Genomic DNA, 26,558 nt, shown 5'->3' with positions numbered 1-26,558 from the left:
CAGATGGTTCTCCTGAGGTTGTCGTAACGGGCACAGTCGGCGATCGGGGCGTGGCGCAATGTCAGTGCGGCCGGGGTGAGAATGTTGGCTGGCGGCGCAGGATCACGCTGGCGGGCCAGGATGTTGAGCACGACATCGGCGGAATGAACGCCGTGAGCGATCGCCTCGGCGCAGGCTGCTTCGACGGCCGGCAAGCCGTCGGTCAGAACCGCGTTGAGGATATCGACCATCTGCCGGTTGCCATCGTCGGCACTGGTAAGCTTACGCCGCACACGTTCGATCGCAGCCGGAAGCACCCAGTCCTTGAAGGGAGCGCCGTTGCGCAAGGCACCGGGTTTGCGAGCCAGTACCGGCACGTAATGCCAGGGATCATAGGTCGTCTCGCCGCGGCCGAACGAGCGAGCATGCTCGGCAACGATGCGTCCGTCCTGACGGATCACAATGCGGTCGGCGTAGGCGTGAACCTCGACAGGCCGCCCGACAGCGTTGGCCGTGACCGAGTATTTATTGTTGTCGAACCGCACCAGACAGGTCGTCGAGACCGATGCCGGCACCGCGTGGAATCCGTCGAACCGGCCGGCATAGGGAACGAGCTTCGGCCGCTCGGCTTCGAACACCTCCCAGACCGTCTGTTCGGCCAGTTCTGGATGCCGGTGCGCCTTGGCGTAGGCGATGCACTTGTCCAGCAGCCACGCGTTCAACTCGTCGAGGGTTTTGAACCGCAGCCGCGGCGTGAAGAAGCGCTCCCGGACAAGCCCAACCTGGTTCTCGACCTGGCCCTTCTCCCAACCCGACGCTGGCGTGCAGGCAACCGGATCGACCAGGTAGTGGCTGCACATCTGCATGAAGCGGCGATTGTAGAGACGCCCTTTGCCGACGAAGATCGTCTCCACCGCCGTCTTCATGTTGTCGTAGATGCCGCGCACGCAGGTGCCCTTGAACAGGGCGAACGCCCGGTCGTGGGCGTCGAACACCATCTCCTGTGTCTCGCGCGGATAGCAACGCACGAACAGCATCCGGCTGTGGCAGAGCCGGACATGGGCGGCCTTCACCATCACCGTCACGCCATTGAGCAGGACGACCTCGTGGCTCCAGTCAAACTGGTAAGCTTCTCCGGGCGCAAAGCTAAGCGGGACGTAGGCAGCGGCCGTGGATTGTCCGCGCTCCTTGCTCCATCGCCTGGCGTAGCGCCGCACGGCGTCGTAACCGCCGTCATAGCCGCGCTCACGCAGCTCCTCGAACATCCGGATCAATGTCAGTTGCTCGCGAGCGGACTTGCCCGCGTTCCCTGACAACAACCCGTCGAGTTCTGCTGCCCATCGTCCCAGCTTCGGCCGCGGCTGGACAACACGCTCGTACTCGAATGAGGTCTCTCCCGATCTCAGCACCTTCCGGACTGTGTTCCGCGACACCTTCAGGTCACGGGCGATCTCCTTGATCGTCTTGCCCTTGATGAAGTGCTCGCGCCGTATCCGGGCGATTGTCTCCACGATCAGCATCCCCGACCACCTGCTTCATGACGAAGCAGGCAGCGCAACAGACCAACCTGTAGGGGGTCAATTTTGGACGCCGATCCCCCGGCTTAGGGGGTCAATATTGCAGGCCGAATGACAGACGTCGATGCCAATCACCCGTCGCATTCGCACCTCCTGCCAATCAGACCACATGACGGGAGCTACGGGCGACACGACAACTACGGATTCGCGCTCTCAGCGCAACCGGGCGAGTCGCAGAGGCGGCCAGCTACTAACTCGAGCTCGCGGCTCATCGAATGCATCGGCCTGCCCGCACCTTCGTGCTCCCGGTGCCTCTGTCCCGATGGTCGCACCATACGCTACGATCTTGAAAATCGCAGCGGAACATCGGCACCGAGAAACTCTCATACCGGTTACCAACCCCATCGAAAGCACCTTCGCCACCGTTCGCCACCGCACCATCCGATCGAAGGGCTGCCTGTCCAACAAGACGGCACTCGCGATGGTCTTCAAACTGCTCGAGGCCGCGCAGAGAAGCTGGCGTCGTCTCGATGGCCACAACCAGTTGCCAAAACTCGTTGTCGGTGTGACATTCAATGATGGGATCGAGGTCATCGCGAAGCCGACCGACCGCCAGCCCATAACCGCCGCCGCCTGACCGGCTCCGGCCGTCACCAAAATTTGGCGATAGCTCTGGTCGGCCGAGCGTTTACTTCTATTGGGACGATATCGCGGGACGGCGGCTTGCACCGAACCTATTGACCGGGGCAGAAGCGCTTGAACAGGCCCGGGCACTCGCAAGAGCGGAGCTCGCCCGCTATCGAGACCAGGAAGGATAGAAGAACGTAAGCTCGCGCGACTGGGGATTTTCCGGGTGACCAGCTAAGTGGAACCACATGGAGCGGCGGCATTTGAGTCATCGCCGGCTCGCCGCCTGAGCTGGCGGAGCGGCCCCGGCCTACCCCACCAGCCCCCCAAGCTGGGGCCGCCTCTCGGCCGTCCGTAGTATCGGAGTAAGTGTATGCGTTCCTCGCCCTCGGTCGTGCCAACCGACCGTCTCGACCGAGACATTTACATCGTGCTCGAAGACTTTGGCGCGCACGCCGGCTGCGCCTGGCGCGAGACGGACGAACAGGACACCGATCTCGAAACAGTGCTGCAAGGCCTCCTCTCCGGCCAGTATGTCTATCCGGTCCGTATCGTGTGCTTCAACGCGAGCCAAGGATGGTCGCGCGACGCCACCTCCGACATCGCCGACGCGCTGGCCCAGCGCGCGGTCGACAGCGATGACGAGGTCTCGGCCGCCCTGCAGGGCTTCATCAGCGCCAATGCCACCAGGCGCTTTGACGTACAGCTCGCGCTGCCGCTGCAGGGCGCCGCATGATGTTCCGAGAGGGCAAGCCGCAAGGTCCGCCGCCGCAAAGCGAACGTGACCACTTCATCTGCTGCACGAGCTGCGGCAACATGCTGGACACCTCGGCGATGTGCTCGACCATTTGCACGGGCAGGAGATCGAGGAAGAGTCCGCGGCGCATTGACGAGGACCGAACGTGGCATGCTCCCGCTGTGACGGCACCCACTGGGTTTGCGAGAACCATCCCGAACGCCCTTGGGACGGGCCAAAGGCCTGCGGCTGCGGCGGCGCTGGCGACCCTGCCCGGCCTGCAACGATGCCGCGCCCGGCGAGATGCCGCTGCCGCCCGGATTAAAAAACAGCATCACCAGCATCGACGGCATGCGCCCGCTGTTGAGGAACCAGGCTGGAAAGCCACGTCGGAAGCCGCGAAGCTAGGACGTTTACTCAGGAACGTCGGCTTACCAACGCAAAGCGCGCAAGTCCCCCACCTTAGCCGTGATCGGCGGCTCGAAGCGGACATTCGTATCGGCTTGATCCGGCTGGAGCGCGAGAAAGCGATGTTCGTTGCCGAAGAATCTAGGAACGCTGGCGAATTTCATGCTTTACTGAAGCATCACCGGCCGAGGCTTTGTCCGTAGGCGTCGGTGGCTGAGAGAGGTCGCGCTCCCGCCTGCATGTGCAAGGGAGCGATCATGCCGCACCGCAAGCTAATAGCGCGCCTACAGGCAGTCGGCGGTCTATTCGAACGCGATAAGGTTAGACTCGCGCGCATACCATACAGGGTGAAGTCCCTGGCTGACGGCGAATACGCGGTGCGCGAGGGAGACAAGCCCAGCAGCTGCATCGTTGTGGTCGACGGCTTTCTAGCTCGGCAAAGGGTGGTGAATGATCGAAATCAGATCTCGTCGTTCTACCTCGCTGGGGACATGCCCGATTTGCCTACCCTGCATTTGCCGATCGCGGATTGTAATCTTTGCAGCGTAGGCAATTCGACGATAGCCGCTGTGCCCCATTCATCTCTCAGAGAGATGATGGCCGAATCTCTCGGACTTACACACGCGTTTTGGCGCGAAACGCTGATACAGGCTGCCATCTATCGCGAATGGGTTGAGAATCTCGGAGCCCGCCAAGCCTTAGGTCGACTCGCGCATCTTCTTTGCGAACTTGCCACTCGCATGGATTTCGTCGGGCTGGCGGACAATGGCAGCTACCGGATACCGCTCACGCAGCAAGATGTTGCCGATGCATGTGGGCTTTCAGTAGTTCACGTGAACAGGACGATCCAGGAACTCAGGGGTTTGGGCCTCATCGAATGGGAAAACCACACCGTTACTCTGCTGCGCCCACAAGAACTGCAAGCTGTAGCCGAGTTCAGCCCTGAATATCTGCATGAGTTGAACCCAAGCGCAGGATCAACGCTCAGCAAATCTGGCTAACGGTTTTAGGAACGTCCGGGCACTTACTAACTTAGCGCAAATGCCGCGTTTTCATTTCGACTATCATGAAGCAGAACGGGTCACTCTGGACGAGTTCGGCCAAGAAATGCAGAGCGTTGTTGCAGCTCACAGGATGGCCATGATTGCCCTAGGCGAGGCCGTGCGCGATTTTACCCTTGCTGCTCGTCCAGGCACCATCGCGATTGTCGTTAGGAATGACGGCGGCGTTCTCCTGACGGTCTCTGCCACTGTTGAGCAGACTGAAAGCTGGTGACCTTCGTGTCCCCCCTTCTTGGCCACCCTTTCGTCTGTTGGCCTAAGCCAAAGTCTGCGACCTCGGAGACCATCGGCTCATCGCCGGCTGTTGGCGGTCGGACATCAGGCGGCCAGCCGCTTAATAGGTACATGGCCTAGCATTACAGTTGCTTTTGTTGCGGGCTTCTGAATCCATGGGCAACCATGATTCGAATGTCGTGGGCGCGGGCCGCGTCGGTTGAGGCGACGCTTGCGTTGTGGGCGGCGTCGCTTCGAGAGATCAAGCAACGGATACGTCCGTTGTTCACGCAAGAGCGTGTTGCGACGAATGCAGGTCTGTTCCTGGAAGGTCTGCTCGGAGATGAGCAGCGCAAGACCGGTTGGATGCGCGCGGAGGCGGCTGGCGATCCCGGCCCATGGCGGCAGCAGGCGATTCTGGGTCGTGGAGACTGGGACGCTGATGCCCTGCGCGATATCGTGCACGACTATGTCATCGAGCATTTGGCGGATGACGATGCGGTGCTCGTGATCGACGAGACCGGTTTTCTCAAACAGGGCAAAGCGTCATGCGGAGTGGCGCGGCAATACACTGGTTCGGCAGGAAAGATCACGAACTGCCAGATCGGCGTCTTCGCTGCCTACGTTTCGCGTCATGGCCATGCGTTCATCGATCGCGCGTTGTATCTTCCGAAGGAATGGACCGACGATCCAGATCGTCTGGAAGCCACATATGTGCCTGCCGATGTCGGCTTTGCGACCAAACCAAAGCTTGCGACGAGAATGATCGCACGCGCGATAGCCGGGTCTGTACCATTCAAGTGGGTTGCCGGTGATACCGTCTACGGTGTTGGCAACATTGAACAGCAACTACGTCGGGCAGGCAAAGGCTACGTGCTTGGGGTCAGCAGCGCTCATGTGTTTCGATCCTGGGGCAAGCGACCGCCGGTCGCCGGTACGGCTGCAGACCTCGCCCGGACGCGGCGCTCATCCGACTGGAAGCGCCTGTCGGCGGGAGCCGGAACCAAAGGACCGCGGCTGCACGATTGGTGTTATCTCGAATTGGCGGATCTCGAGGCCGAGCAGTCCAACAGTGCAAATGACGGTTTGTGGACACGCGGTCTACTGATCCGTCGTCGCATTGCCGATGATGACCTCGCCTTCTTCACCACCTGGTGCCCAGCGGGAACAGCCATTGAAACGCTGGTCGCGGTCGAAGGCCATCGATGGGCGATCGAGGACAGCTTTGAAACCGCGAAAAACGAGTTCGGGCTCGATCACAACGAGAGCAGATCCTGGCATGGCTGGCACCGTCATGTGTCCTTGGTGATGCTCGCCTTCGCCATGATGGCCGCGATCCGACATCGCGCTAATCCGCCACCGCCCAAAAAAACGAAACGGCGCCCCCCGGCAAAAGCCAAAACATAACCACCCCACCACTGATCCGTTGGTCAATCCAGGAAATCCGCCGCATTGCTATCAGACTTGCGCGGAAGCGGATTCAACCCGCACACATCATCGCATGGTCCTTCTGGCGCAGAGCTCACCAGGCTGCCGCTCAACGCGCCCACTTCAAATCAAAAAAGCAACTGTAATGCTAGCGTGCAAAAAGGACAGCGCCGCCCTCCTATCGCTTGCCGAGGGTCTGATATCTTGTCGCCTAAAGTTTGACCGATATTTTTTGAAGACGCTGCCAATTTGTTGGTGCCCCGGTGGGGAGTTTTGTTCATGCAAAGAGATTTAGCCGAAAAACGTAACGCGGCCAATGCCGCTGAGGTGGATGAGTTCGCCTCCGAGCCTCGAGCGCCCAGCAGACCCGTAGCTGCAAACGATAACATTGAGGACGGCCCCTGGCTGCTCGTTCCATTTCCTGACGGCTGGTACGCGACGTGTTGAAACATGGTCCAAGCTCGGGACCTAGCTTCCGAGTGCGCCTAAAATTCCGCTCGGCACTGCGAAGTGGTTCTCCGCTCTTTTCCGCCGTGTCCTTGGCGAACTTGTCCTTACCGCCGATTTTGCGGTTTGATCTGCGGTCGCCGCCCTTCCTCGTCTCCGGATGCACCGCCTCTAAGCCGCTTTCCGCCTTCCGACCAGCTTACCCCGTTGTGCCGCCGTCAGGTCGCGGCGGATCAGGTCTTCGTCCATTCAGCGAGCCAAACGACCGCTGACTAACAAGAAGGCACATCGAAATTTGCCGAGAGCAGGAACACTATTCACCAGGGCGAGGTTTGTTTTTCATCAGAGGCTAAGGATCGCGGAGTTCTCCTCCATGGCTACCCAGATCGTAATGGACAGCACAGGCGACAGCAGACATTTCTTTGAGCAAGACGACCCCAACGGGCTCGCCGAGGCTGAGCGGCGCTTCAAGAAATTTAACGGCCAAGGATTTACCGCTGCCACTCGGACGCCGGCCGGCGATCTCAAGCTGATACGGTCATTTGATCCAACAGCGGAGGAAACGCTGTTCTATCCGCACTTAGTCGGCGGTTAGAACCGTTCCAGCACCAAAGATGTTTTTGTTCGGACGTAACGTCGCCCAGGGCGCGCGTCTGCGTGCCCTGCGTGCCCTCTATCGGAGCTTCAACGAGCAAAATGGCCCGGAAGCGCGTGCACGTCGTCTTTTGCGGGAATGGTTATCTCCAGAACAGCGCGCACAATTTGATGCCAATGGCTTTTTTGAAGTCGCTGGTTCTCTTACTGGCCGTCGATACCGAATTTATCAGGGCACGATGAGTAATGTTTTGGAGCTGGATGAAAAACTGGAGCCTAAGGTGGGGTGGTGCTTCCTCCCCGAACGGGCGTTGGCGATTGGCGATGTGATGCTCGCCCAGAAGATCGCACTCGAAACTGACGAAGCCGCAGTTCTCGCGATCGCGAAGTCGTTTTCTCCGAGACTGCCGTTTGTGCCCCGAGCAGTAGGGCGCGGTCACTAGAGCTGATCATGGGCGGGGCCGTCGCTTGTGACGGCGGCGACCCCTCGCCGCGAAGGCGCCGTTACGCGAGATGAGGACGACTTCGCGACTGCATCCAGCGTCGGCTCCGCCAGCGGCAGGCGCAAGAACGTCCGTGCGTTAATGTTACTTAGGCTGCTTGCCGGCGTCTGATGGCTTTACTGATGGAGACCGCGAGGCGATCTCTCCAACCTTTTGTAGCGTACGTGCGAACTCAGACCGAAGATGTTGGGAGTGCGCGACGTCCCTCGGCTCTGACAGAAACGCGATCTTCACGAGGAAGCGGTTCAACAACGACGCTATTCGAAAATTGTCGGAATGTTGCGAACGCAGTCCGGTGAGTTGCCGACGCATCTCGACGAGATCAAGCGGTTCGTGGTCCGGCTGGCTTTTCAACGAAATGGCCTGCAATCGAACGAAGCGTCGCGTCGAATATGTTGGCGCGACGACTTCGCCATGGGTGGGCCCGGACGGGAGCAATGTCCGATGCGCCAAGATAACCCGCGGAAGGCTCGCCGCAATCTAAGGTTCAAATTAAGCTTGATGTGCAGGCTGGAAGTTAATTCGGGAACCGGGAAAGCCGACCGAAGGTGCTGAACCGGTAAATCCTTAAGGAACGTCTAGGCCGTGTCGGAATTCTTTGACTGAGCAACAGCTGCAAAAGTTCGATGCGCTGCTATATCTTCACGCTCGACGACTGGGGCAAGACGCTGGACGTGCAGGAGATCGAGTGCGGCAGCGCGGAAGAGGCTCTTCAGCTTGGCTCTGCCGGGGTGGCGAACCAACCGATCGAAGTGTGGTGTGGTCCACGGCGGCTCGGTCGCTTTGAGCCAGAGCGAAGGCAAGGGAGACCGCTGCCGCGCCTCCGCGCACTCTTAGCCTTGGCCGAGCGTCGCCTTCATGAAGGCGAGCAACACATCAGCCAGCAAGAGACGCTGATAAACCGACTCAAGCGCGAGGGGCGCGATCTTGCTCTCGCGTTGTCCGTCCTCGACACTCTGATTGAGACTCAAAAGGCTCATTTACAGGAGCGGGATTTGATCGTTGCCGAAGTGGCAAAGCGAGTTGGATGAATATGCCCGCAATCACAGATCACGATCACGGCCAAACGCTCTCGACTGCCCTCTGTCCTGTACACCACCCGTCGGGCAGCCCGTCTTACGCCATGCCGCAGGCGACGACTGCCGGCCGTCTTACTGTGAGGATCGCCGATGTCGGATGCGCCAAGCCGGTAATCTTCGCTAACGATTGCTCTGTCGTGGGCGCCGCAATCAAAGCGAACGTCGCGTCGGGATAGCGCGTCCCCACTTCGATGTCGTCTGCCGTTCAATGACGACGCTTCTTTCCGTCTGGATTGGGAATAACGTGGCTTGCGTCAGGCTCTTCAATGCCTTGATTTGATTTCGTCGGAGGAATTGCAACCGCACGGATCACCGGCACCACACTGGCAGCCGAGCTCTGCACTCCATGCCCGGTCCCGGTGGTTCTCGCAGACAAAGCCTAAGCCAAAGCAGATGGGACAGTTGGGATCGTCATGGCATGAAAAAGCGCGCGGGCCTTGCTCCAAAGATCGCAAGCATACCGCGCGCCTCGGTTACGCCGCCAATTCTTTGCGAACCGCGGCGGCCGAATTGCCTACCTTGTCGACGGCTTTCTGCAGCTCGTCGCTGGAGACACCAAGCTCCCTGGTCCCATATTTGACCTCGAAGTCTTCATGCATGTTGATCTTGCTACGGTCGCGCTGGTCCCGTTTGGTGAGATTGTCGCTCATGTTCCTCCTCCATCGCCTGTACAAGCCGTTCATCGTCAAGAACGGTCAGCAGGTCATTGATCGTCTTCTCGCAGTCCCTCGGGCCAGGCTCGACATAGCGAGCCAAGATGGCTTTGGCTTTTTTTACCGCTTGGGTTACGCGGTCCGGCATGCCGGTACTCCACTCACTGGCAAGGAAAACGCCCGTAAGAACGGTGTGTTCCCAAAAGGAAGGCCTCCGGAAGGGCGGAGGCCTAGTCTGGGGAGGTTACATATAGCTTGGAAAACTTGACCTGCTTCGCCCCGTTCCTACCGCTGCGTATGAAGCTGGCGCCTCTGCGCTGATCGCTTAATCTGCGTTATAGGTGCGCTTGAGCAAGAGCCCTGCTTGGCCCCGTTGTGAGCTTGTCCTGCCTTTGGCAGCAATGGCGAGAGGCTTCAACAGAGCCCGTCTGCTTGGAGCGTTGGCGCTTCAAGGCCACCGCATCCTCATCGCTCACGCAGAGGTATCACTAGCCCGCGTGCTGAGGCGTCAAATGTACATCAGTTATTTCTTGGACAACCCTTTGAATGAACTGGCGCGCAGCAGGCCTTCAGAGGTGATGTCCCGGTATTCGATCTCGGCGTAGAACTTCGGATCGACCCACGTGGCCTTCGGCTTCTTGATCGGCTTTGTGAGCTTCTGCTTCGGGCTAACGACGGTATCCAGGGCCTTGCGGATCTCCGCCGACTTCGTCCGGCTCCAACCCGTGCCGACCTTCCCCATATACCGCAGCTCTTTGCCCTCCTGCTTGCCGAGGTAGAGCGCGGCGACGCCGGACGGGTCCTTGACGAAACCAACAACAGGGAATTTTTCGCGGTGCACCGTCTTGATCTTCTGCCAGGCCTCAACCCGCTCCGACCGATACGGGGCATCAACCCGCTTCGAGACGATACCCTCGTAGTTCAGCTTGCTGGCAGCCTCGAACAGCGCCTGCCCGTCCCCTTCATGGTGCTCGCTGTACAGGATGGGCCTCTCCACCTCGTTGGCCTCGATAAACTCCTTTAGAAGCTCCTTGCGGGCAAGCTGAGCCATTCTGCGAAGGTCCTTGCCGTCCAGCCAGAGGAGATCGAAGGCGAAGTAAACCAGCCGGTCCTGGTCGCCTCTGCCGAGGTCCGCCTGGAGTTCGGAGAAGTTGGTTCGTCCCTGGTGAATGACGACCACCTCACCATCGACAATGGCTTGCCCTTCGATGTTGAAGGCGCCGGCAATGACCGAGAACCGGTTGACCCAGTTATGGCCTTTGCGGGTAAAGGCTTTACGGGTGTCGCCCTCGATGTGGAGCTGGATGCGGTAGCCGTCGTGTGAATCCACTGAGCCCCGGAAGGAGCTTTCATCTTCAGTGTCGCCAACTGGGGGCTGATGAAGCCCGGCATGGAAGCTCGCGGCTTCTTGGCCGGTGCTGGGGTACGCTTTGGCACTAACGCTACTCACAAAAAGCCCGCCGCCGGCGTTGGAAGCCGACGGCGGGGCAGTCTACCTTCTTAGCACTACTTTGGCAGAATGTGTTTTCGCCGCTGTTTTTCAAGGATTTGCTTTCGGCAATGTGGGCACTGCTGGGGCGGCGGCCGAAGGATGAGATCGACGATGGCGTGACGTACGGCGGGCATAGTCGGTTGAGGCGGAGGCCCGTTGATTCTTTTTTTTTCGCCCCGCGTTTGCGAGGCGACGATGTTGCAGGAAGGCGTAGGCAATCATTGTCATAAGGGCGTGGCGATGAAGACCTTGCCATGATCGCCCTTCGAAGTGATCAAGTCCAAGTTCCTCCTTCAACTGTTGATGCGCCTGCTCACAAATCCACCGTCCCTTGATGGTGGCGGCCAGCGTGCGCAGATCCGTCGTCGCCGGAAGATTGGCGAGATAGTATTTCTTCTCCCCGGAGGCACGTTGCTCGCCAATGAGCCAGGCTTCGTCGCCTGGGAGATGCTGCTGACCTTTATCCCATATCCGCTGCGGAGGGCCGTCGGCGGTGCGGACACGGAGAGCAGCAAATCGGGCTTTGAGCCGACCTTTCGTCCCGCTGCGCCAACTCACGGTTTTCCATTTGGCGCTGGCCAGCATTTGTTCTGCCGCAATCGATAAGATATCGGGCACGTGGTGCTTTCGTGGTTTGCCACGGGCTTTGGTGATCGGCCAAATGAGCTTCACATCGACCGGATACACTTTCTGGTGCCGAGGGATACCGACCGCCCAGGCCAGCCCGCGCTCTGTTAGCCCTTGTCGAAACGGCGCGCTGAGGCCGTATCCTGCATCCGCCAGCACACATCCAAAGCGTATGTTGGCTGCCATCGCGCGGTCAATCTCGGCCAAAGCGATCTCCGGCTTGGACCGCGGCGTTCGGTGTTCGACTGGCACGCGAGCGCGCTTCAAGCGAGGCATGTCGCTTGTCCAGCTGTCAGGCAGAAAGAGACGTAACGCGACCATCACGGGCACTTCCCCGCGCGCAAGCGTTAAAGACACCAGCGTTTGGCAATTTGCAGTTTTACCGAGAGCCGACGCGTATTGAGCCGCAACACCGACCGATCGCTCACCCTTTTTCGGCAGTGAGGTGTCATCAATAACCAGCACCGCATCCCTGCCGCCGACAAGTCGGTCCGCCTGGTTGAGCAGCTCTGTCTCTAGCGGCGTCGCGTTCCAGACGCCGTCCGCAATGAAATGGTGCAACTGGTCGTAGTTGCTCGTGGCAAGGCGTTCCGCCATCGGCTGAACGCTCTTGCGATCGCCAGGACCGATCAATCCCGCAACATATAGAGGACACATCCGCTGTCGGGTCTTATGACCCAGCCGGTCCAAGAACGGCATCAGCCAGCGTTCGAGTTCGTCTTCCCATCCCGGCATGGTCAGCCCTCCAAGAGCCGACCACCCATGAATCATTGAACAATTGATTCGGGAATCCTATAAATCGCGGCAAAATCAACAATCTGCCAAAGTAGTGTTAGTCACGAGACTCCTAACTTCGAGATCGGCAGCGTGTTCCGCGCAGGGCAATACAACGGATCAGTGCTTTCGGGTTGTGTTTTTGAGAATAAAGCCGAACAGTAAGCGAACGCGACGCGATAATCCGTTCTCGGTTACGCGGGCTGCGGTGCGCCACACCTGACAAGAGATCGATGCCGATAACGCAGGCCAGCCTAGCGGCAGTTTGCTTGCACCACTGATTGACGCGGAGATGACGCCGAACGTCAAAAGCCATGGAGTCGATTGTCGCAGGTATGTGAAGGTCGGGGATCGGCGCGCTCTGGTCGCCGCGCCTTAAGCCCCATCCCTACGCACGAGGGGCATCGGCGGCGACCGCGTCCAACGACCAGCAGGTGATCTGGGATGGCATTTCGATCGGCAAGGCGATGCACGAGTGCTTCGATGTTGTCTGCGTTCATCGATGTGATATCGTCGCGGATGATCCTTTTGACGGGTCGTATGCTGGGTCGCCTTGCAGTTTTGTGGGTCCCGCTATGGGCGAAATTCGCAACTTCCGATCGGGGAACAACGGTGAACCCCCTTCACACGGCGTCGGGCCTCGTCGTCTCGCCGCCATCATAGTCGGTGACATAGCTTCCTACAGTCGCTTGATGCAGGCCGACGAAGAGGGCACGCACGTCCGCGTCAAGCGGATCGAGCGGGACCTCATCCGGCCCAGCATCGTCGAGCATCACGGAAGTCTGGTGAAGACGACGGGGGATGGCTTCATCGCGATTTTCGACAGTCCGGTCGAGGCCGTGCGATGCAGCATCGTCATCCAGCAGAATCTCATCGGGCGCAACGCCTCGCTTCCGAGGGATACGAGGATCGAGTACCGGATTGGCGTCAATCTCGGCGACGTCATCGTGGAGGCGGACGATATCTACGGGGACGGCGTCAACATCGCCTCACGCATCGAGGGCATTGCCGAGCCGGGCCAGGTCTATATCTCCGGCGCGATCTACGAGCAGATCAAGCACAAGGTCGTGTGCGGCTACGATTCGCTCGGGGACCGCAAAGTCAAGAACATCACCGATCCCGTGCGGGTCTATCGCGTGCTGGCGGATGCAGATGCGGTCGGCAAGACCAAGGGCCGGCGCGAGAATATCTTGATCTTCCTCCTGAGCCTCACGCTGCTGGTCATTGCCACCGGCGTGCTGTGGTACCTGCTGGCGCAGGCGCCGGGCAAGGTGAGCGAGCAGGCCGCCGTGCCCAGCGCCTCTCCTGCCGCTTCTCCGGCCGCATCGCCGAGCCCGCAGCCTCCGCCGCGCGAAGCGGCGCCGCAGACGCCGCAGCCTTCTCCCTCGTTGGCTTCGTCGCCTCCCTCGCCCGCTCCGGTGCCAAGTCCATCGACAGTTCCCGTCCGCGAACCCGAGATGGTCGCCATTCGCGGCGGCAGCTTTGCAATGGGAAGCAATGACGACCCGACCGAGCGTCCTGTCCACCAGGTGACCGTCAAGCTGTTCTCGATCGGCAAATATCCGGTGACCGTGCAGGAATGGAACGAGTGCGCCGCTGCAAAGGCGTGCGGCTTCACGGCCATCGGCAAGGACGATGCGCCGGTCAGCAATGTGAGCTGGACAGACGCGCAGCAATATGCGGCCTATCTCGCTCAGGCGACGAAGAAGACCTATCGGCTTCCGAGCGAAGCCGAATGGGAATATGCCGCGCGGGGCGGAACGCAGACCAAATATTGGTGGGGCGACAAGCTGCAGCCGGGCGTGGCCGGTTGCAAGGATTGCGGTGATCTCGCGGCCGAGCAGCCAGCGAAGGTCGGTAGCTACAGGCCGAATCCGTTCGGGCTCCACGACATGGGCGGCGGTATCGATCAGTGGGTCGAGGACTGCTGGCACAAGACCTATCAGGGCGCGCCCGGCGACGGATCGGCATGGAGCAGCGGCGACTGCAGCGCTCACGTCCTGCGCTCCGGCTCCTGGAAGAACGATTCGAGATATGTGCGGCCGTCCAACCGCGATGGCTACGACACCAATGTTCGCTATCCGACGCACGGATTCCGCGTGGCGCTCAGTCCTTGAGTGGTGGAGTTGGTCTGATGCTGATCCTTCGTTGCGTCAGCGAAGACGGTCGCAAGCAGCAGTGCGATCGGAGCAGCACGCTCGGCGACATTTGCGGAAGTGCCACTGCGGCCGCGGCAAGCGCGGCGGTTGTGGCCGAGGACGACCACCGTGGCGGCCCCAGTTCGGGAGTAGGTATCCCTAGAGGACGACCGGCTGTCTTCGTCGCTTCGCTATCGTTCTCTCGGACTGCCGGGCGCGACGGGGAAATAGGGTGCAAGCCGAGTTCGGCCGCAAGCCGGCCGGGCGGTCACTATCACCTTAACCTGCATCCGAAGAGCTTTGGATGGATGCCAGCGCGAGACGGCTTCTCAAGCTCGGGACGCGGTCGATCGCGATGCACTCGCTTTCGAGGCTGCCGAGATCAGCGATTGTGAGCTGGCGAAGCTTCGGCAGCACACGCTGCCATTCGGGAGTCGCCGCCCTGCTCTAGAGGAGGCGGCTCTGTCGCCGAACAGCCAAGATGGCCAACTCGACGGAGACCAACATGGGACTATGCGAACCGACAAGCCGGCCACGACGGCGGCGGTGCGGCAATTTGAGGAGGCGCCGCTAAAGTGGCGGCGAATTGCTTCCGCAGGTCAGTGCTTTTGCCAAACGGTTCGCCCTCCGTGCGGCCAGTGCAGAGTTTCCCCGAGGTTTCCCGGAGGCGAACCAAGCCCTTGGCCCGCTCAGATTAAGTCCTTGAAATTATTGGTCGGAGCGAGAGGATTTGAACCTCCGACCCCTAGTCTCCCAGGCGGAGGCAGAACATTGATTTGACAAGCTATTTTGGGAAACGGCGTGATTTACCCCCTTTGAGATCGCAGAGCTTTTCATATCTTTTGGCAACCGTTCTTCCGCAGATCCGGCCGACCGATACTTCTGATGCATGCGGCCCGGGTGCTGCCCTCACCTGCCTCAGGCTCCAATCGCGGGTGGGTTGAGATGTGCAGGCCGGGGCTGGCATTTCGTAAGCCTCCGGTCGAGCCTCACCGGACGGTTACGGCATTTGGTCACGAACAATTATTGCAACCGGCAAGGGGCCACCTCGCGGTGGCCCCTTTCAATTCCGGCACCTATAGGAAGATGTGGTAAGGCCGACTCGGCCGGCGGCCTCTTTAAGTGATCGTCCAGGCTGCGCCAAGTTTCGATAGTTCTCGGTAGTGGGCCGGAGATGCGCCCCGGCACCGTCAAAGCTATCTTGTCCCATGCAACCGGCTCGCTGGGGCGCCGCCAGATCTGCGGTCTCAAGCACCAGCTCATGGAGATGCTGCAGTTCGGAAAGCTCAGAAGCGAGTGCTTCGTACTTGGCGCTTTTTGTAGCCCTCCTGATTGGCCGCTAGCCAGTGGTCGATTTTCAGCACGTAGTCCGATAATTCCACAGCCAAGCGGCGTTCAAGACGGTGGTCGGCAATGAGCATCCCGTCCTACGAGGCAGTACCGCAAGCCTGCCACCATAGGAAGCCCAGTATTCCCGGAGGCGACGGCGTACTGGCCTACTTCGGTTATCCGCAGGCGAGCGAGCACGACGCCGAGCGCGCGGTCCGCGCCGGTCTCGCTCTGGTCGAAGCCATACCGGGCATAGATGCCGGCTGGTGTTGGGCAAGCTCGCGAGTTTCCGGCATTCGGCAGCCATGAGGACATCGACACCGCCGACAGGACCATCATCCCATTCGTCAGGGCGTGTGTTGAACAGGCGCAGCGATGGTACGACGCGGAGAAGCCGGGCGCATCGCGCATGGCCACAGGCAATGCAATACGGTCGATGTGCCGCGCCAGGAAGAGCCGTGAGGCCGACCACCTCGCTGCGGCCATCGGCCTGCGGTCGATGCTGGAGGGCTACACGCCGGAGCTACCGGATTGGGCGTTCGATCAGCACACGATCAAGGGCAAGGCGATGGGGCGCGGGCTCCAGCACTTCCGCGAGGAAGGCGCAAAGCTGGTGCCGCCGCGGACCGCTGACGATCCCTACGAGGACGAAGCCTACCGGCTGTGGGCGATCAAGCAGCAGGGCCAGGTGAGGCGATAGCGCCGGGCCGTCGCGGACGGCAACATCGCGCCAATTATTCCAAGACGGTGCGATGTCCCCTAACAGGGATACGCTCGGTGAGTGGCTCAGGCTGTATGTCCACGAGAACTTCCATAATGCTTGAAGAAGTTATCAAGATTTAAAGGTTCGCCGGTATCTCGCCAGAACAGTCTTTTACCGAGGCTGGCCGCCACTGCGAGGCGGTGTTGGCCGCCAATTAGAGTATGGTCATCCGTTGCTTGGGCGATGATCTCGCCGGCTTCATCCACGATGAATTTCATCGGCCGCCTCCAATCCGACGCGCCGGTCAGCGCCGCCGCGAGCGTGCGCAATCCATCTAACCTCGTGCCGGTCCCGGCGTTCCAATCCATGAAGATCACTGCTTCTATTCGACATGCGCCACATCGCGCACCGCCCTTTGTGTACCAACCAGCATAAAATTAAACCGGGAATGCAAAATGACAAATATATTTATACGGGGCCGTCGCGCGGTCCCCGCACAAACTGACGCCCTCCACAGTACCTTGGCGACCGATGCGGATGGGACCGCCATCCTTCGACGGCCCCGCCAGCCGTCGCGCATCACTTTGACCGTGCTAACCCCTGATATGGAAAAACGACGAGCACGTCCTCTTCAAGCGTAACCGCGTCACCATCGCCCAGCGTCGCGCATGTCGCGGTCGATGTTATCCGCGCGGATAATTTTTGCGGGGTGACCACGACCCACGCGACGGCAGGCAGCGGCGGGCGAGCCCATGGCCCCCTTGAGCAACAGATGTTGACAAGGCCGTTGTTGAAGAGAGTGGCCCCTTGACCGCAAGGACAAACCACACTCTATCGGAGTTGTAGGTTTAAGGGGGCGCAACATGAAGTGGATACTGGCAGTCGCGTTTGTTGTTACCATCCCGACAACCGCATTGTCTTTGCCGACGTGCGACTATGCGGGCCAGTCGTATTCTGCAGGGGCGACCGTGTGTGAATGCCCGAGCCTCGTCGGGGAGGGAGGGCTTGCCAGCGGGGGCGCGGCTAAAGTGACAAGTCGACGCTTGGCCTGTTCAGCAGAGGGATGGAAGAGCGCCGACAGCATGTGTGTCGACCTGAAATATGCCACCAGTTCCGCGTCTGGCCGCGACGACCTCGATAAGCTCAACCAACAATACTGCCCGCGTCTTCCAATCAATTACGGTGAAATCCAAAAGGCCATTTCTCAAGAGACTGGCAAGTTCATCGACGCCGCGCCCAAGAGCACTATCGTCTTCATGGTCGAGGGCATCTGCAAGCGGTTCAGACTAGAGGCACCCTGCAAAGCCCTGCTCGATGCTCTCGCCGCCCAAGACGGGCAGGCTAAGTGAGGAAGCACCATGTTCACGCTGATCGGCATTGGCATGATAGTCGTAGTGGCCTTCCTCGCGAATAGAGAGCAGCGCAAGGACACTGGCAGCACCGACGACTACATTCGACATACGCGGCAGGATATTAGAGGGGTGATGTGGTTGCTCGCAGCTGTAGTTGTTATGCTCGGCATCATCGCTGACCGGATCCAGTAGATCGCGACCGGCAGGGGTCAGCGGCGAGGCCGCAGGAAGGCCGCAGGGAAGCCCCACAGCGCGCCGCCAGCGCAACCGGGCAGGTCCGGCCATCGCATCCAGCAGGCCCGCGCCGCCAGCATGCGAAACTAGGGCCTAATAGGGCCCAACGCATTTCGACCGGACCCGGCGCCGGGCACCAATCCCATATAAGTCCTTCATTAGACGAGGCTCTTGAGTTTTTCCCAAGCGCAGGAAATCGCTAGACGCCAGGACCACACGGTTTTGCCGTACGCACGGCCCGCCATTTCGCCGCAGTTTTCCCAGCCCTGTCGACGGAGCCGGAAACTTACAGACGAGACGAAGCCTAGCAGCGCCGCTCGTCGGAACGAAGCCTTGGGCTCACGGAGAGCTGCCCTTGGCCTCTCGCACCCGAACGCTGCCGCGTCCACCGCAAGCCCGGCTCGCGAACATGACGACCACAAGATCGCCCCTCGAGGATGAGCCGGGATGGGCGACACATACGCCAAAACCGAATTTCGGTAAAGTGGAATATTTTTTCCGGAAGGGATTGACGCGCCCGCGACACAGGTCGCGCAATGAGACGCCTCGCGCAGAAGCAACAAGGGGCGGTGCAAAACACCGCCCCTTGGCGCGAAACGAGACTGCGGCGAGGACAGGCGCCTAATAAGGCTGATAATAGCCACGCGGACCATAGTAGGGAGCGCCGCCGTAATATCCCTGGCCGCCGTAGTAAGGACCGGGGCCGTAATTATAGCGGTCCTCGTAGTACTCCTGGCGCCTGCTCTCTGCGATCGCGCCGCCGATCAGACCTGCCGCCGCGCCCATGAAGGCGAGGCCTGCAGCGTTCGGGCCGCGACGATAATAGCGATGGCGGCGAGCCGCGCTGAAATCGGTGGCAGCTTGAGCGGCCGGGCCCGCGGCAGCGGCCTTGGTGGGCGCGGGCGAGTTGGCAGCAGCCGAAGGGGTGAGCGGGGCCGTAATCAGAACAAGACTTGCGAAAGCTGCCAGCCCAACGTTGCGGCCGGCTGCAGAAATCATCGGTCCCTTATTCATCTTGACCTTCCTGTTCTCGCTCAAAGCGACATAATCAAACACCACTTAACGGGCAAACCACTGAAATGGTTTCGTGATCGCGGCAATCTGCCACGCGTTGAACGATTGTAAATCGAACGTCCAGATCCAGCTTGAACCATCCAACATGAGCGGATAATGAACAGGCGCACCGTTTTTCGGTCGCCGTAAGCGTTTTACGTGAACCAACGCATCAACCGACGCCGTCGGGATCGATGCCATTCTTGGGTTCACCGTGACTGACGCGTCTTATTCCAAGAGAAACCAGATGATTGCGGTTCGCAAACTGCCGGCGCGCTATGCGTCGATCGTGATGCCATTTGTGCTGTCCATCCTCATGACGGCCGTGGTGTCGGTCATTTCCACCCTTCGAAGCCTCGGCGCAACGCCGGCGTTCCTCGCGACCTGGCCGGGCGCCTGGGCGCTGTCATGGCTCGTCGCCTTTCCGACGCTGCTGATGGTGCTGCCGCTGGTCCGCCGGATCGTGGCGAGCGTCGTCGCTGCTCCCTCGCAGCCAGGCCGATAGCAGGCGCGGACGGCGGCGCATGACGCACGCCGTCCCGCTTCCGCGTGACCTTACGACAGCGCGCCGAGTACGCCGCGCGTCGCCTTGTCGATCTCCTCGACATAGCGGCGGCGGGCGAAGGTCTCGGTAAGGAAGCCGACCACCTTGCGGCTGTCGGTGGAATCGACCACCGCCAGCATCTCGGCCTCCGCCTCGTCGAACACCGCCATCGCCGACTTCACGTTCATTTCCGGGATCAGCACGATCTCCGTCAGGCGCGCGAGCTCGATCACCTGGATTTCGTCGGCGATGGTGTCGAGGTCGCCCGAGAACAGGTCGGGCAGCAGGACAAGCCCGACATATTCGTCCGCATTGTTGACGATGACGATCCCGGGTCGCGAGCCCAGCGCGAATTCGCGGCGCACCGCGGCGATCGTCGTGGTCGACGGCACCTTGCCAACATCTGAGCGCATCAGCCGCTCGACGGTGAGGTTGCGCAGCCAGCCGACGTCGTTGGCGCTGCGGATGGTCTCGCCGCGCAGATGCAGGCGCCAGGTCGAGAAGGAGTGCCCGAACATGAAGCGGACGCAGATCGAGGTGACGATGCAGCCGGCGAGCACCACGGCGGTAACGTCGACGTTGCGGGTCATCTCGAGCACGAGGAACGACATGGTCAAGGGACCGCCGACGATGGCGACGCCCAGCGTCGCCATGCCCGTCAGCATCGCGACCAGCGGATCGATCACGAAGTTCGGGCTGATCAAGAGCAGCACCGCGGAGAAGAACTTTCCGATCAGGCTGCCCACGAACAGCGAGGCAAAGAACAGGCCGCCGCGGAAGCCGGAGGCGAGCGAGATCAGGCAGGCCGTCACCTTCAAGGCGATGATCAGCGCGATCAGGCCGATCGTCATGTCGTGAAAGAGATCGAGCACCATTGCGCCGTGGCCGGCCGCCAGCACCTGCGGCGTGACGATCGCAAAACCGCCGACGATGAGGCCGCCGATCACCGGGCGCAACCAGACCGGCAGCCATTTGAACAGGCGCTCGAACATCGAGGACGAGCGCATCACGGCGATGCCGACACCGCTGGTGACGAGCGCGAGACCGATCAGCGCCAGATATTGCTCGACGCCGACGGCGCTGACCTTGGGTATTTCGAGCGAGTATGGCGCGCCGCCGAGCCATTGCGCGGTCAGGGCGCCCGCGAGCGAGGCGGCGAGGATCGGCGCCGCGCTGCCGACCGAGTAGACGCCGACGATCAGCTCGCAGGCGTAGAAGGCGCCCGTGATCGGTGCACCGAAGGCCGCCGCGATCGCCGCAGCGGCACCGCAGCCGACGATCAGGCGCAGATCGTTGCGGCGCAGATTGAAGAACTTGCCGAGCAACGAGGCGATACCCGAGCCGATCTGGGTATAGCCGGCCTCGAGGCCGACGGAGGCGCCGCAGCCGTTCGAGATCAGCGTCTGGCTGGACACCACCACGCTGTCGCGCATCGACAGATTGCCGCCGCGCAGCGCGTTCGCCTCGATCGGATCGACCGCGCTGGAGAGCTTGAGCCGTCGCCGCCACCACTCCATGATCCCAAGCACCAACCCGCCCAGCGCGGGCGCGATCAGCGCGGCCCAGGGACTGACGCTGGTATTGGCGGACAGGCGGACGTCGATGGGAATGCCGTAGATCACCATGTGGGCAATCTGCGCTATCTCGGCCATCAGCGTCACGATGGCGCCGGCGAGCGTGCCGATCACCAGCGCCAGCGGGATCAGATAGAATTCGTTGCTGCGCAGCAGCGCCCGCAGCCGAACCATGATGCGGTTCGTCCCCTTGCGGTCGGCGAGATGTCTGATCCGCAGGAACACGTTCTGTCCGCCCTACCCTTCCGACATGCCGTAACCGGACATGCGCTGGCGGACCCGCTCGATCTCGGCGCTCGACAGCAGCGGCGGCTCTCCGATCTGGAGACAGCCGTGATATTGCCGCGCCAGCGTCTCGACCTCGACCGCGAGCCACATCGCCTTGTCCAGCGACTTGCCGATCGCGATCATGCCGTGATGGTCGAGCAGGCAGGCAAGCCGGCCCTCCAGCGCCCGCACGGCATGCTCGGACAGCTCCATCGTTCCGAAGGTGGCATAGGGCGCGCAGCGGATGCTGTCGCCGCCGGCGGCCGCGATCATGTAGTGCACGGGCGGGATCTCCAGGCCCATGATCGCCAGGATGGTGCAATAGGTCGGATGGGCGTGGACGACGGCGTCGACGTCTGGCCGGGCCTTCAGGATGTCGAGGTGGAAGCGCCACTCGCTGGACGGCTTCTGATCGGGCGCGTGCGATCCGTCCATCGTCATGAACACGATCTGGTCCGGCGTCATGGCGTCGTAGGGCACGCTGGTCGGGGTGACCAGAAGCCCGTCCACATGCCGGACGCTGATATTGCCCGAGGTGCCCTGGTTGATGCCGAGCGCATTCATGCGGCGGCAGGCGCCGATGATGGCCTGTCTCTTGTCGAGCTCGTCCGCTGTCATCGACATCTCGATTTCCTGACGGTGGGCGCCTGTCAGACGGGGAGTACGTCAAAGCAATGTGGCAGCGCAAGAGAAAGCGGACCGGGTCGCGCACGATCCCGTCAGCTGCCTCATGGCATCATGGAATAAACATGAAAATCAAACTATTAACAGATTGTCGCAGCTCTAGGGCAGGCCCGCCCGGACGGCCGCGATTCCGTTGATCACGAACTGCACCGAATAGGCCGCGAGCAACATGCCGAGCACGCGCGACAGCACCGCATTTCCGGTACGCCCGAGGGTGCGGGCAATCAGGCTCGCCGAGACAAAGCAGAGCATGCAGAGCAGGCACACGGCGAGCACGACCGCGATGATGATCGCGAGCCTCGGCCCGTAGCCTGCATCGCCGGTCAGGAGCAGCGTGGTCGCGATCGCGCCGGGACCGGCCATCATCGGGATGGCCAGCGGGAAGACCGCGACGTCGGAGGCATGCTCGGAGGTTGCCTTGTCGGCCTCGCGGGCCTCGCGATGCGGACGGTCGCCGAATATCATCTGGTAGGACACGCCGAACAGCAGCAGCCCGCCGGCGATCTGGAACGCGGGGATGCCGATCCCGAGCTGGCGCAGCAACCAGTTTCCGATCGTGGCGATCACCACCAGGATCGACGCCGCAATCAGCGGCGCGCGCAGCGCGATCGTGCGTTTGGTCTTGTCGGGCATTCCTCCGGTCGCGGCGAGGAAGGCGGGCACGAGACCAACGGGATCGACCACCAGCAGCAGCGTCACGAAGGCGGACAGGGAGAAATCGATCATGGCGCCTCTTCCGATCCGACGGCCCAAGCACGTCGCAATAACAAAAGTTAGTTCAGCGTGTGCTCAAAAACATCAAGCAGCTCAATCGCGAAGCAACCATTCTGCAGGATTGCCGTTGCCCTCGGCATCGACACACCAATAGAAGCAGCCCAGACAATTGCACGAGCCCCATTCCAGAATTGATCCGCACGATCCCATTTCCTGCAGCCGCTGGGCGCTTCGATTAGGGACAAACGTCAGAGAACTCCAGGCCGCCATTCACCAATTCGGCGGCGCCGCGGACGCAGTGGCGTACGGTCTTCAGCAGTGGCGGCTCACCGCATTCCGTGGCCAGTGGCAAGCCCGCAGCGGCGCGCCACAGGTCGGCATCCTCTCGGATTCCATGGTTGCGCGCGGCGAACAGCTGGCCTCGGTCGCCTTGATCTGCGTCAACGCCGTCGGCCTCGTCGCGGGCGCCGTGCCGCGGGTCCTGCCCGCGGCACCGGAAGCAGATGTCGATGCGTATCTCGACCGCCTCGACGGCCTCTTCATCGGCGGGGGGCAGACCAACGTCCATCCCTCCCGTTACGGACAAACGGCCGACGAAGCGCGCGATGGTCCATTTGATGAATTCCGCGACGAGGTCGCACTACGCCTGATTCCGCGCGCGCTGGCGCGCGGCATTCCCGCTCTGTTCGTCTGCCGTGGAATCCAGGAGCTCAACGTCGCGTTTGGGGGCACGCTCGCGAAAGAGCCGGACGATCTGCCCGAGGATCGACGCCACGGCACGCCCGAGGCGGACAATGAGGATGCCCGCTATCGGCTGCGGCAAAAAGTAACGCTGCGCAAAGGCGGCGTGTTGCAGCAGATCTGCGGCACAGACGCCATCTCGGTGAATTCTCTGCACAGCTGCCTGATCGCCGATCTCGCACCGGGGCTTGTGGCGGAGGCCGTGGCCGAGGACGGCTCGGTCGAGGCCGTCAGCGTCGAAGGCGCGAGCGCTTTTGCGCTCGGCACGATCTTTCATCCGGATTATTGGGCGAGCTCCGACCACGCGTCGGCCCGCATTCTCTCTGCCTTCGGAGACGCGGTTCGTCAGCATGCGAAGGCGCAAGGGGCAGCGTAGGTCATGCACCGTTACCGCTTCGGCATTGAGGAGGAATATTTTCTGGTCAACCGCCAATCGGCGGCACCGAAGTCTGAGCTGCCCAAGCCCTATATGGCAGCCGCCCAGAAACGCCTTGGGGAGCGGCTGACCACCGAGATCCTACAATCGCAGATCGAAGTGGCGACGCCGCCATTGGCGACTTCAGCCGATGCCGTCACTGAGCTTGCACACTACCGCGCGGTCCTGGCCGAGGTCGGCAAGGAGCACGGGGTCGGCATCGTCGCGGCGGGGACGCATCCGTTGGCTCAACCCCAGCAGCAGCGCATGACGCGCAAGCGCCGCTACAGCAAGGTCATCAGCGACCTCGGGATGGTTGGCCTGGGCAATCCGATCAGCGGGCTGCACGTTCACGTCGAGGTGCCCGAGCCAGACCACCGGGTCGAGATCATGCACCGCCTCGTGCCATTCCTGCCGCTGCTGCTGGCGCTGTCGACCTCGTCGCCGTTCTGGTGCGGCTACCCCACGGGACTGCTCGGCTACCGCAATGCCGCAAACGACGCCCTGCCCCGGACCGGCTTTCCCGAAATGTTTCGCAACCTCGCGGAATACGAGACCTATGTGAAGACCCTGGTCGATGCAGGCATCGTCCCTAATGCCACCTATGTGTGGTGGGCGCTCCGGCCTTCGCTCCAACATCCCACCCTGGAGCTGCGCATCACCGATTGCTGCACGGCAATTGCCGACTCGGTGGCGATCGCGGCGCTGTTTCGCGCGCTGGTCAGGCACGCCGTGCACCATCCGGATCTTAACGCCACCCATTCGGCCGTGCACCGCGCGCTGATCGAGGAGAACCGCTGGCGTGCCCAGCGCTACGGAACCGACGGGACGTATATCGACCTGGTGTCGTTCGAGCCGGTCTCGTTCAGGACCTGGCTTGAGACGGTGATCGCCATGCTGGCCCCCGACATCGCGCATCTTCGCATCGAGGACGATATCCAGCATCTCAAGACCATCCCCAAGCGCGGCACCTCGGCCCATCTTCAGCTGGAATATTTCCGGGGCTTGAGGAAATTCGGCCGATCGCCGCGGGAGGCGATCGGCGATGTGACGAAATGGCTGCGGACCTCGACCGAGGCCGGGGACTTCACCGCACGTGCGGGCGAGCCGAGAGGGAGTTCGGTGCGGCAGCCTGTCGCCAATCCGGTGTGAGGCGCCGCATGCGACGAGGGCTGGTTGAGGAACGACCTTCCGCCATCCGACTTAGCTGACCATGACCGCAAGGGACATGGTGGAGATCATCTATGAGCGACAGCGGTGTTAGCATGTTGCTGGGCCACGCCTCGACCCAGATGCTTTGGCTCTGGTTCATCGGCGCGTTCGTGCTTGGCGGCGCCCTCGTCTACGGAGTGATGAAGGCCGGTCACCTCCGTCGCAGCGAGCGGGCCCGTCTCGACCGCGCGACGGAAGAGCGGCAGCGCCAGGAAGACCCGTACAAGCGTCCGACCTGAGCGACGCGCCGAGTGCAGCTTGCCGTTTGGAACTTTCGTTCACCGAAAGGCTTGGATCGCCTGAGGATTGAGGAAGGCGATGCCTTCCCGTGTCGCCTCAAGAGGAGGATTTATGGCCAAAAAAGCGAAGAAGCGCACAACCAAGAAATCGTCGACGGGCCGCGCCCGTCAGGCGCCGAAGATGTTGAGCGACCTATTCCTGGAGACGCTCAAGGACATCTATTTCGCCGAGAACAAGATCATCAAGACCCTGCCCAAGATGGCCAAGGCCGCCAACTCGAAGGAGCTCGCGGCGGCTTTCAACAAGCATCTGCGCGAGACCCAGGGCCAGGTCAAACGTCTGGAGCAGATCTTCAAGATGCTGGGCAAGCCGGCCCGCGGCAAGCCTTGCGAAGCGATCAACGGCATCACCGACGAAGGCGCCGAGATCATGAAGGAGTTCAAGAACGCTCCTGCGCTCGACGCAGGCCTGCTCGCAGCCGCGCAGGCGGTTGAGCATTACGAAATCTCCCGCTACGGCACGCTGCGCACCTGGGCCGAGGAGCTCGGCATGCAGGACGCGGCAAAGCTGCTGCAGGCGACGCTGGACGAGGAAGAGGCGACCGATCACGCCCTGACCGAGCTCGCCACCTCCGTGATCAACCTCGAGGCGGAAGAGGAATACCGCCAGGCGGCCTGAGGCACACATAGGGTGACGACGGAACGCCGCGGCCCGGAAGGCCGCGGCGCTTGTTTTCGGATCTCTCGATCCGCATGGCACCTGCGCGCAGCCGGGCTGGAATTCTCGGGAACCGGCCCCATATTCAGGGTTCCTCACCCGCCGAGCCCGCATCATGCAACCCAAAAATCCCCTCGACTGGATGCTGTCCGAAGCCTTGGACTCGCTGACCCGCGCCGAACGGCTGCGCCAGCAGTTCGGCCGGCAGGAAGCCTGCTGGGAGCCGCCAATCGACGTGCTCGAAACCGAGCATGAGCTCCTGATCCTGGTCGCGCTTCCCGGCGTCAATCCCGACAATGTCGAGACTGTCATCCATGACGGCGTGCTCGTCATCTCCGGCCAGCGCACCCTTCCGCCAGAGCTTCGCAACGCCCGCATCCACCGGCTCGAACTGCCGCAGGGGCGTTTTGAGCGCCGCATTGCATTGCCCGTTGGCCGTTACGCCATCAGCCGCTTCGTGATGGACGGCTGCGTCGCGCTGCGCCTCGCCAAATCCTGAGGTC

26 protein-coding genes and 2 pseudogenes are annotated in these 26,558 nt (G+C 61.4%); 18 read left to right on the top strand and 10 right to left on the bottom strand.

The features are described from left to right. Positions 1-8: 8 nt before the first annotated feature. Positions 9-1,499, bottom strand: a pseudogene (istA, locus tag IVB54_RS12195) (IS21 family transposase); the annotation flags it as partial. A 391-nt stretch (positions 1,500-1,890) separates the two neighbouring features. On the opposite strand from istA, the pseudogene IVB54_RS12190 reads away from it, so the two are divergent. The 8 genes and pseudogenes from IVB54_RS12190 to IVB54_RS12155 form a co-directional block, all read left to right on the top strand. After that, positions 1,891-2,133, top strand: a pseudogene (locus tag IVB54_RS12190) (IS256 family transposase); the annotation flags it as partial. A 363-nt stretch (positions 2,134-2,496) separates the two neighbouring features. Then, positions 2,497-2,859 (top strand): hypothetical protein, encoded by a 363-nt coding sequence (locus IVB54_RS12185; protein WP_247441790.1) that lies wholly within the window; start codon positions 2,497-2,499, stop codon positions 2,857-2,859. 665 nt (positions 2,860-3,524) lie between these two features. Then, positions 3,525-4,268 (top strand): Crp/Fnr family transcriptional regulator, encoded by a 744-nt coding sequence (locus tag IVB54_RS12180; protein ID WP_247777232.1) that lies wholly within the window; start codon positions 3,525-3,527, stop codon positions 4,266-4,268. A 40-nt stretch (positions 4,269-4,308) separates the two neighbouring features. After that, positions 4,309-4,542, top strand: a complete 234-nt coding sequence (locus IVB54_RS12175) for a hypothetical protein (RefSeq protein ID WP_247441793.1) — start codon at positions 4,309-4,311, stop codon at positions 4,540-4,542. A gap of 185 nt (positions 4,543-4,727) precedes the next feature. Beyond that, positions 4,728-5,948, top strand: coding sequence for an IS701 family transposase (locus IVB54_RS12170; RefSeq protein WP_247285483.1), 1,221 nt, complete (start codon positions 4,728-4,730; stop codon positions 5,946-5,948). A gap of 841 nt (positions 5,949-6,789) precedes the next feature. Beyond that, positions 6,790-7,011 carry a hypothetical protein gene (locus IVB54_RS12165; protein ID WP_247361298.1) on the top strand — a complete coding sequence of 74 codons (222 nt, stop codon included), beginning with the start codon at positions 6,790-6,792 and terminating at the stop codon, positions 7,009-7,011. 19 nt (positions 7,012-7,030) lie between these two features. Beyond that, positions 7,031-7,453 carry a hypothetical protein gene (locus IVB54_RS12160; protein WP_247361295.1) on the top strand — a complete coding sequence of 141 codons (423 nt, stop codon included), beginning with the start codon at positions 7,031-7,033 and terminating at the stop codon, positions 7,451-7,453. Positions 7,454-8,139: 686 nt separating this feature from the next. Continuing rightward, positions 8,140-8,544 carry a hypothetical protein gene (locus IVB54_RS12155; protein ID WP_247361292.1) on the top strand — a complete coding sequence of 135 codons (405 nt, stop codon included), beginning with the start codon at positions 8,140-8,142 and terminating at the stop codon, positions 8,542-8,544. Positions 8,545-9,065: 521 nt separating this feature from the next. Here the strand turns inward: IVB54_RS12155 and IVB54_RS12150 are convergent. The 3 genes from IVB54_RS12150 to IVB54_RS12140 form a co-directional block, all read right to left on the bottom strand. Next, positions 9,066-9,242 carry a DUF3606 domain-containing protein gene (locus IVB54_RS12150; RefSeq protein WP_247443207.1) on the bottom strand — a complete coding sequence of 59 codons (177 nt, stop codon included), beginning with the start codon at positions 9,240-9,242 and terminating at the stop codon, positions 9,066-9,068. Positions 9,243-9,768: 526 nt separating this feature from the next. Then, positions 9,769-10,575: a non-homologous end-joining DNA ligase gene (ligD, locus tag IVB54_RS12145; protein ID WP_018460253.1), complete on the bottom strand. Its 807-nt coding sequence runs from the start codon at positions 10,573-10,575 to the stop codon at positions 9,769-9,771. A gap of 210 nt (positions 10,576-10,785) precedes the next feature. After that, positions 10,786-12,135, bottom strand: a complete 1,350-nt coding sequence (locus IVB54_RS12140; RefSeq protein ID WP_247767993.1) for an IS701 family transposase — start codon at positions 12,133-12,135, stop codon at positions 10,786-10,788. Positions 12,136-12,713: 578 nt separating this feature from the next. Between IVB54_RS12140 and IVB54_RS12135 the strand changes: the two genes are divergently transcribed. Continuing rightward, positions 12,714-14,255: an SUMF1/EgtB/PvdO family nonheme iron enzyme gene (locus IVB54_RS12135; protein WP_247777231.1), complete on the top strand. Its 1,542-nt coding sequence runs from the start codon at positions 12,714-12,716 to the stop codon at positions 14,253-14,255. A 1,606-nt stretch (positions 14,256-15,861) separates the two neighbouring features. Beyond that, a complete protein-coding gene (locus tag IVB54_RS12130; protein ID WP_247777230.1) occupies positions 15,862-16,305 on the top strand; it encodes a hypothetical protein in 444 nt (147 codons plus the stop codon). 86 nt (positions 16,306-16,391) lie between these two features. On the opposite strand, the gene IVB54_RS12125 is transcribed toward IVB54_RS12130, so the two are convergent. Next, positions 16,392-16,586, bottom strand: coding sequence for a hypothetical protein (locus IVB54_RS12125; protein ID WP_247361288.1), 195 nt, complete (start codon positions 16,584-16,586; stop codon positions 16,392-16,394). Positions 16,587-17,171: 585 nt separating this feature from the next. Here IVB54_RS12125 and IVB54_RS12120 point away from each other — a divergent pair. Both IVB54_RS12120 and IVB54_RS12115 read left to right on the top strand, forming a co-directional pair. Continuing rightward, positions 17,172-17,657 (top strand): hypothetical protein, encoded by a 486-nt coding sequence (locus IVB54_RS12120; RefSeq protein WP_018460257.1) that lies wholly within the window; start codon positions 17,172-17,174, stop codon positions 17,655-17,657. Between the two features lie 9 nt (positions 17,658-17,666). Beyond that, positions 17,667-17,852 carry a hypothetical protein gene (locus IVB54_RS12115; protein ID WP_018460258.1) on the top strand — a complete coding sequence of 62 codons (186 nt, stop codon included), beginning with the start codon at positions 17,667-17,669 and terminating at the stop codon, positions 17,850-17,852. A gap of 663 nt (positions 17,853-18,515) precedes the next feature. Here the strand turns inward: IVB54_RS12115 and IVB54_RS12110 are convergent. Together IVB54_RS12110 and IVB54_RS12105 are read right to left on the bottom strand one after the other, a co-directional pair. Next, the gene (locus IVB54_RS12110; RefSeq protein ID WP_247777229.1) at positions 18,516-18,908 is read right to left on the bottom strand and encodes a hypothetical protein; all 393 of its coding nucleotides are present in this window, start codon (positions 18,906-18,908) and stop codon (positions 18,516-18,518) included. A 45-nt stretch (positions 18,909-18,953) separates the two neighbouring features. Beyond that, positions 18,954-19,148, bottom strand: a complete 195-nt coding sequence (locus tag IVB54_RS12105) for a hypothetical protein (protein WP_247409134.1) — start codon at positions 19,146-19,148, stop codon at positions 18,954-18,956. 46 nt (positions 19,149-19,194) lie between these two features. Between IVB54_RS12105 and IVB54_RS12100 the strand changes: the two genes are divergently transcribed. After that, positions 19,195-19,452, top strand: coding sequence for a DUF2798 domain-containing protein (locus tag IVB54_RS12100; protein WP_247404786.1), 258 nt, complete (start codon positions 19,195-19,197; stop codon positions 19,450-19,452). Positions 19,453-19,502: 50 nt separating this feature from the next. On the opposite strand, the gene IVB54_RS12095 is transcribed toward IVB54_RS12100, so the two are convergent. The 3 genes from IVB54_RS12095 to IVB54_RS12085 all read right to left on the bottom strand — a co-directional run bounded on the left by IVB54_RS12095 (position 19,503) and on the right by IVB54_RS12085 (position 22,742). After that, on the bottom strand, positions 19,503-21,290 hold the full coding sequence (locus IVB54_RS12095) for a chloride channel protein (protein WP_085361046.1): 1,788 nt from the start codon (positions 21,288-21,290) through the stop codon (positions 19,503-19,505). A gap of 12 nt (positions 21,291-21,302) precedes the next feature. Further along, complete coding sequence (locus IVB54_RS12090; RefSeq protein ID WP_247404789.1) at positions 21,303-21,956, bottom strand: class II aldolase/adducin family protein; 654 nt, start codon at positions 21,954-21,956, stop codon at positions 21,303-21,305. A 159-nt stretch (positions 21,957-22,115) separates the two neighbouring features. After that, on the bottom strand, positions 22,116-22,742 hold the full coding sequence (locus tag IVB54_RS12085) for a MarC family protein (RefSeq protein WP_018460263.1): 627 nt from the start codon (positions 22,740-22,742) through the stop codon (positions 22,116-22,118). 286 nt (positions 22,743-23,028) lie between these two features. Between IVB54_RS12085 and IVB54_RS12080 the strand changes: the two genes are divergently transcribed. The 5 genes from IVB54_RS12080 (at position 23,029) to IVB54_RS12060 (ending at position 26,554) form a co-directional block, all read left to right on the top strand. Further along, the gene (locus tag IVB54_RS12080) at positions 23,029-23,847 is read left to right on the top strand and encodes a gamma-glutamyl-gamma-aminobutyrate hydrolase family protein (protein WP_247777228.1); all 819 of its coding nucleotides are present in this window, start codon (positions 23,029-23,031) and stop codon (positions 23,845-23,847) included. Positions 23,848-23,850: 3 nt separating this feature from the next. After that, complete coding sequence (locus IVB54_RS12075) at positions 23,851-25,038, top strand: carboxylate-amine ligase (protein WP_018460265.1); 1,188 nt, start codon at positions 23,851-23,853, stop codon at positions 25,036-25,038. Positions 25,039-25,130: 92 nt separating this feature from the next. Beyond that, positions 25,131-25,337 carry a hypothetical protein gene (locus IVB54_RS12070; RefSeq protein WP_026233987.1) on the top strand — a complete coding sequence of 69 codons (207 nt, stop codon included), beginning with the start codon at positions 25,131-25,133 and terminating at the stop codon, positions 25,335-25,337. A 112-nt stretch (positions 25,338-25,449) separates the two neighbouring features. Beyond that, positions 25,450-26,016, top strand: a complete 567-nt coding sequence (locus tag IVB54_RS12065) for a ferritin-like domain-containing protein (protein WP_018460267.1) — start codon at positions 25,450-25,452, stop codon at positions 26,014-26,016. Positions 26,017-26,170: 154 nt separating this feature from the next. After that, positions 26,171-26,554, top strand: coding sequence for an Hsp20/alpha crystallin family protein (locus IVB54_RS12060; protein WP_007601432.1), 384 nt, complete (start codon positions 26,171-26,173; stop codon positions 26,552-26,554). Positions 26,555-26,558: the final 4 nt, after the last annotated feature.

The organism is Bradyrhizobium sp. CW1, assembly GCF_023100665.1.
In the GTDB taxonomy this organism is placed as follows: Bacteria; Pseudomonadota; Alphaproteobacteria; order Rhizobiales; family Xanthobacteraceae; genus Bradyrhizobium; species Bradyrhizobium canariense_D.
Note: the sequence above shows the minus strand (reverse complement) of the source record. Positions and strands in the feature narration are given on the sequence as shown.

Coding starts and splice junctions, on each gene's coding strand:
- IVB54_RS12185 (WP_247441790.1), top strand. CDS start 2,497: ATGCGTTCCTCGCCCTCGGTCGTGCCAACCGACCGTCTCGACCGAGAC.
- IVB54_RS12135 (WP_247777231.1), top strand. CDS start 12,714: ATGGGCGAAATTCGCAACTTCCGATCGGGGAACAACGGTGAACCCCCT.
- IVB54_RS12085 (WP_018460263.1), bottom strand. CDS start 22,742: ATGATCGATTTCTCCCTGTCCGCCTTCGTGACGCTGCTGCTGGTGGTC.
- IVB54_RS12110 (WP_247777229.1), bottom strand. CDS start 18,908: ATGAATAAGGGACCGATGATTTCTGCAGCCGGCCGCAACGTTGGGCTG.
- IVB54_RS12130 (WP_247777230.1), top strand. CDS start 15,862: ATGCCGGCTGGTGTTGGGCAAGCTCGCGAGTTTCCGGCATTCGGCAGC.
- IVB54_RS12175 (WP_247441793.1), top strand. CDS start 4,309: ATGCCGCGTTTTCATTTCGACTATCATGAAGCAGAACGGGTCACTCTG.
- IVB54_RS12180 (WP_247777232.1), top strand. CDS start 3,525: ATGCCGCACCGCAAGCTAATAGCGCGCCTACAGGCAGTCGGCGGTCTA.
- IVB54_RS12125 (WP_247361288.1), bottom strand. CDS start 16,586: ATGAAATTCATCGTGGATGAAGCCGGCGAGATCATCGCCCAAGCAACG.
- IVB54_RS12115 (WP_018460258.1), top strand. CDS start 17,667: ATGTTCACGCTGATCGGCATTGGCATGATAGTCGTAGTGGCCTTCCTC.
- IVB54_RS12065 (WP_018460267.1), top strand. CDS start 25,450: ATGGCCAAAAAAGCGAAGAAGCGCACAACCAAGAAATCGTCGACGGGC.
- IVB54_RS12105 (WP_247409134.1), bottom strand. CDS start 19,148: ATGGCATCGATCCCGACGGCGTCGGTTGATGCGTTGGTTCACGTAAAA.
- IVB54_RS12160 (WP_247361295.1), top strand. CDS start 7,031: ATGTTTTTGTTCGGACGTAACGTCGCCCAGGGCGCGCGTCTGCGTGCC.
- IVB54_RS12140 (WP_247767993.1), bottom strand. CDS start 12,135: ATGATTCATGGGTGGTCGGCTCTTGGAGGGCTGACCATGCCGGGATGG.
- IVB54_RS12075 (WP_018460265.1), top strand. CDS start 23,851: ATGCACCGTTACCGCTTCGGCATTGAGGAGGAATATTTTCTGGTCAAC.
- IVB54_RS12070 (WP_026233987.1), top strand. CDS start 25,131: ATGAGCGACAGCGGTGTTAGCATGTTGCTGGGCCACGCCTCGACCCAG.
- IVB54_RS12155 (WP_247361292.1), top strand. CDS start 8,140: ATGCGCTGCTATATCTTCACGCTCGACGACTGGGGCAAGACGCTGGAC.
- IVB54_RS12165 (WP_247361298.1), top strand. CDS start 6,790: ATGGCTACCCAGATCGTAATGGACAGCACAGGCGACAGCAGACATTTC.
- IVB54_RS12120 (WP_018460257.1), top strand. CDS start 17,172: ATGAAGTGGATACTGGCAGTCGCGTTTGTTGTTACCATCCCGACAACC.
- IVB54_RS12090 (WP_247404789.1), bottom strand. CDS start 21,956: ATGTCGATGACAGCGGACGAGCTCGACAAGAGACAGGCCATCATCGGC.
- IVB54_RS12100 (WP_247404786.1), top strand. CDS start 19,195: ATGATTGCGGTTCGCAAACTGCCGGCGCGCTATGCGTCGATCGTGATG.
- IVB54_RS12150 (WP_247443207.1), bottom strand. CDS start 9,242: ATGAGCGACAATCTCACCAAACGGGACCAGCGCGACCGTAGCAAGATC.
- IVB54_RS12060 (WP_007601432.1), top strand. CDS start 26,171: ATGCAACCCAAAAATCCCCTCGACTGGATGCTGTCCGAAGCCTTGGAC.
- IVB54_RS12170 (WP_247285483.1), top strand. CDS start 4,728: ATGATTCGAATGTCGTGGGCGCGGGCCGCGTCGGTTGAGGCGACGCTT.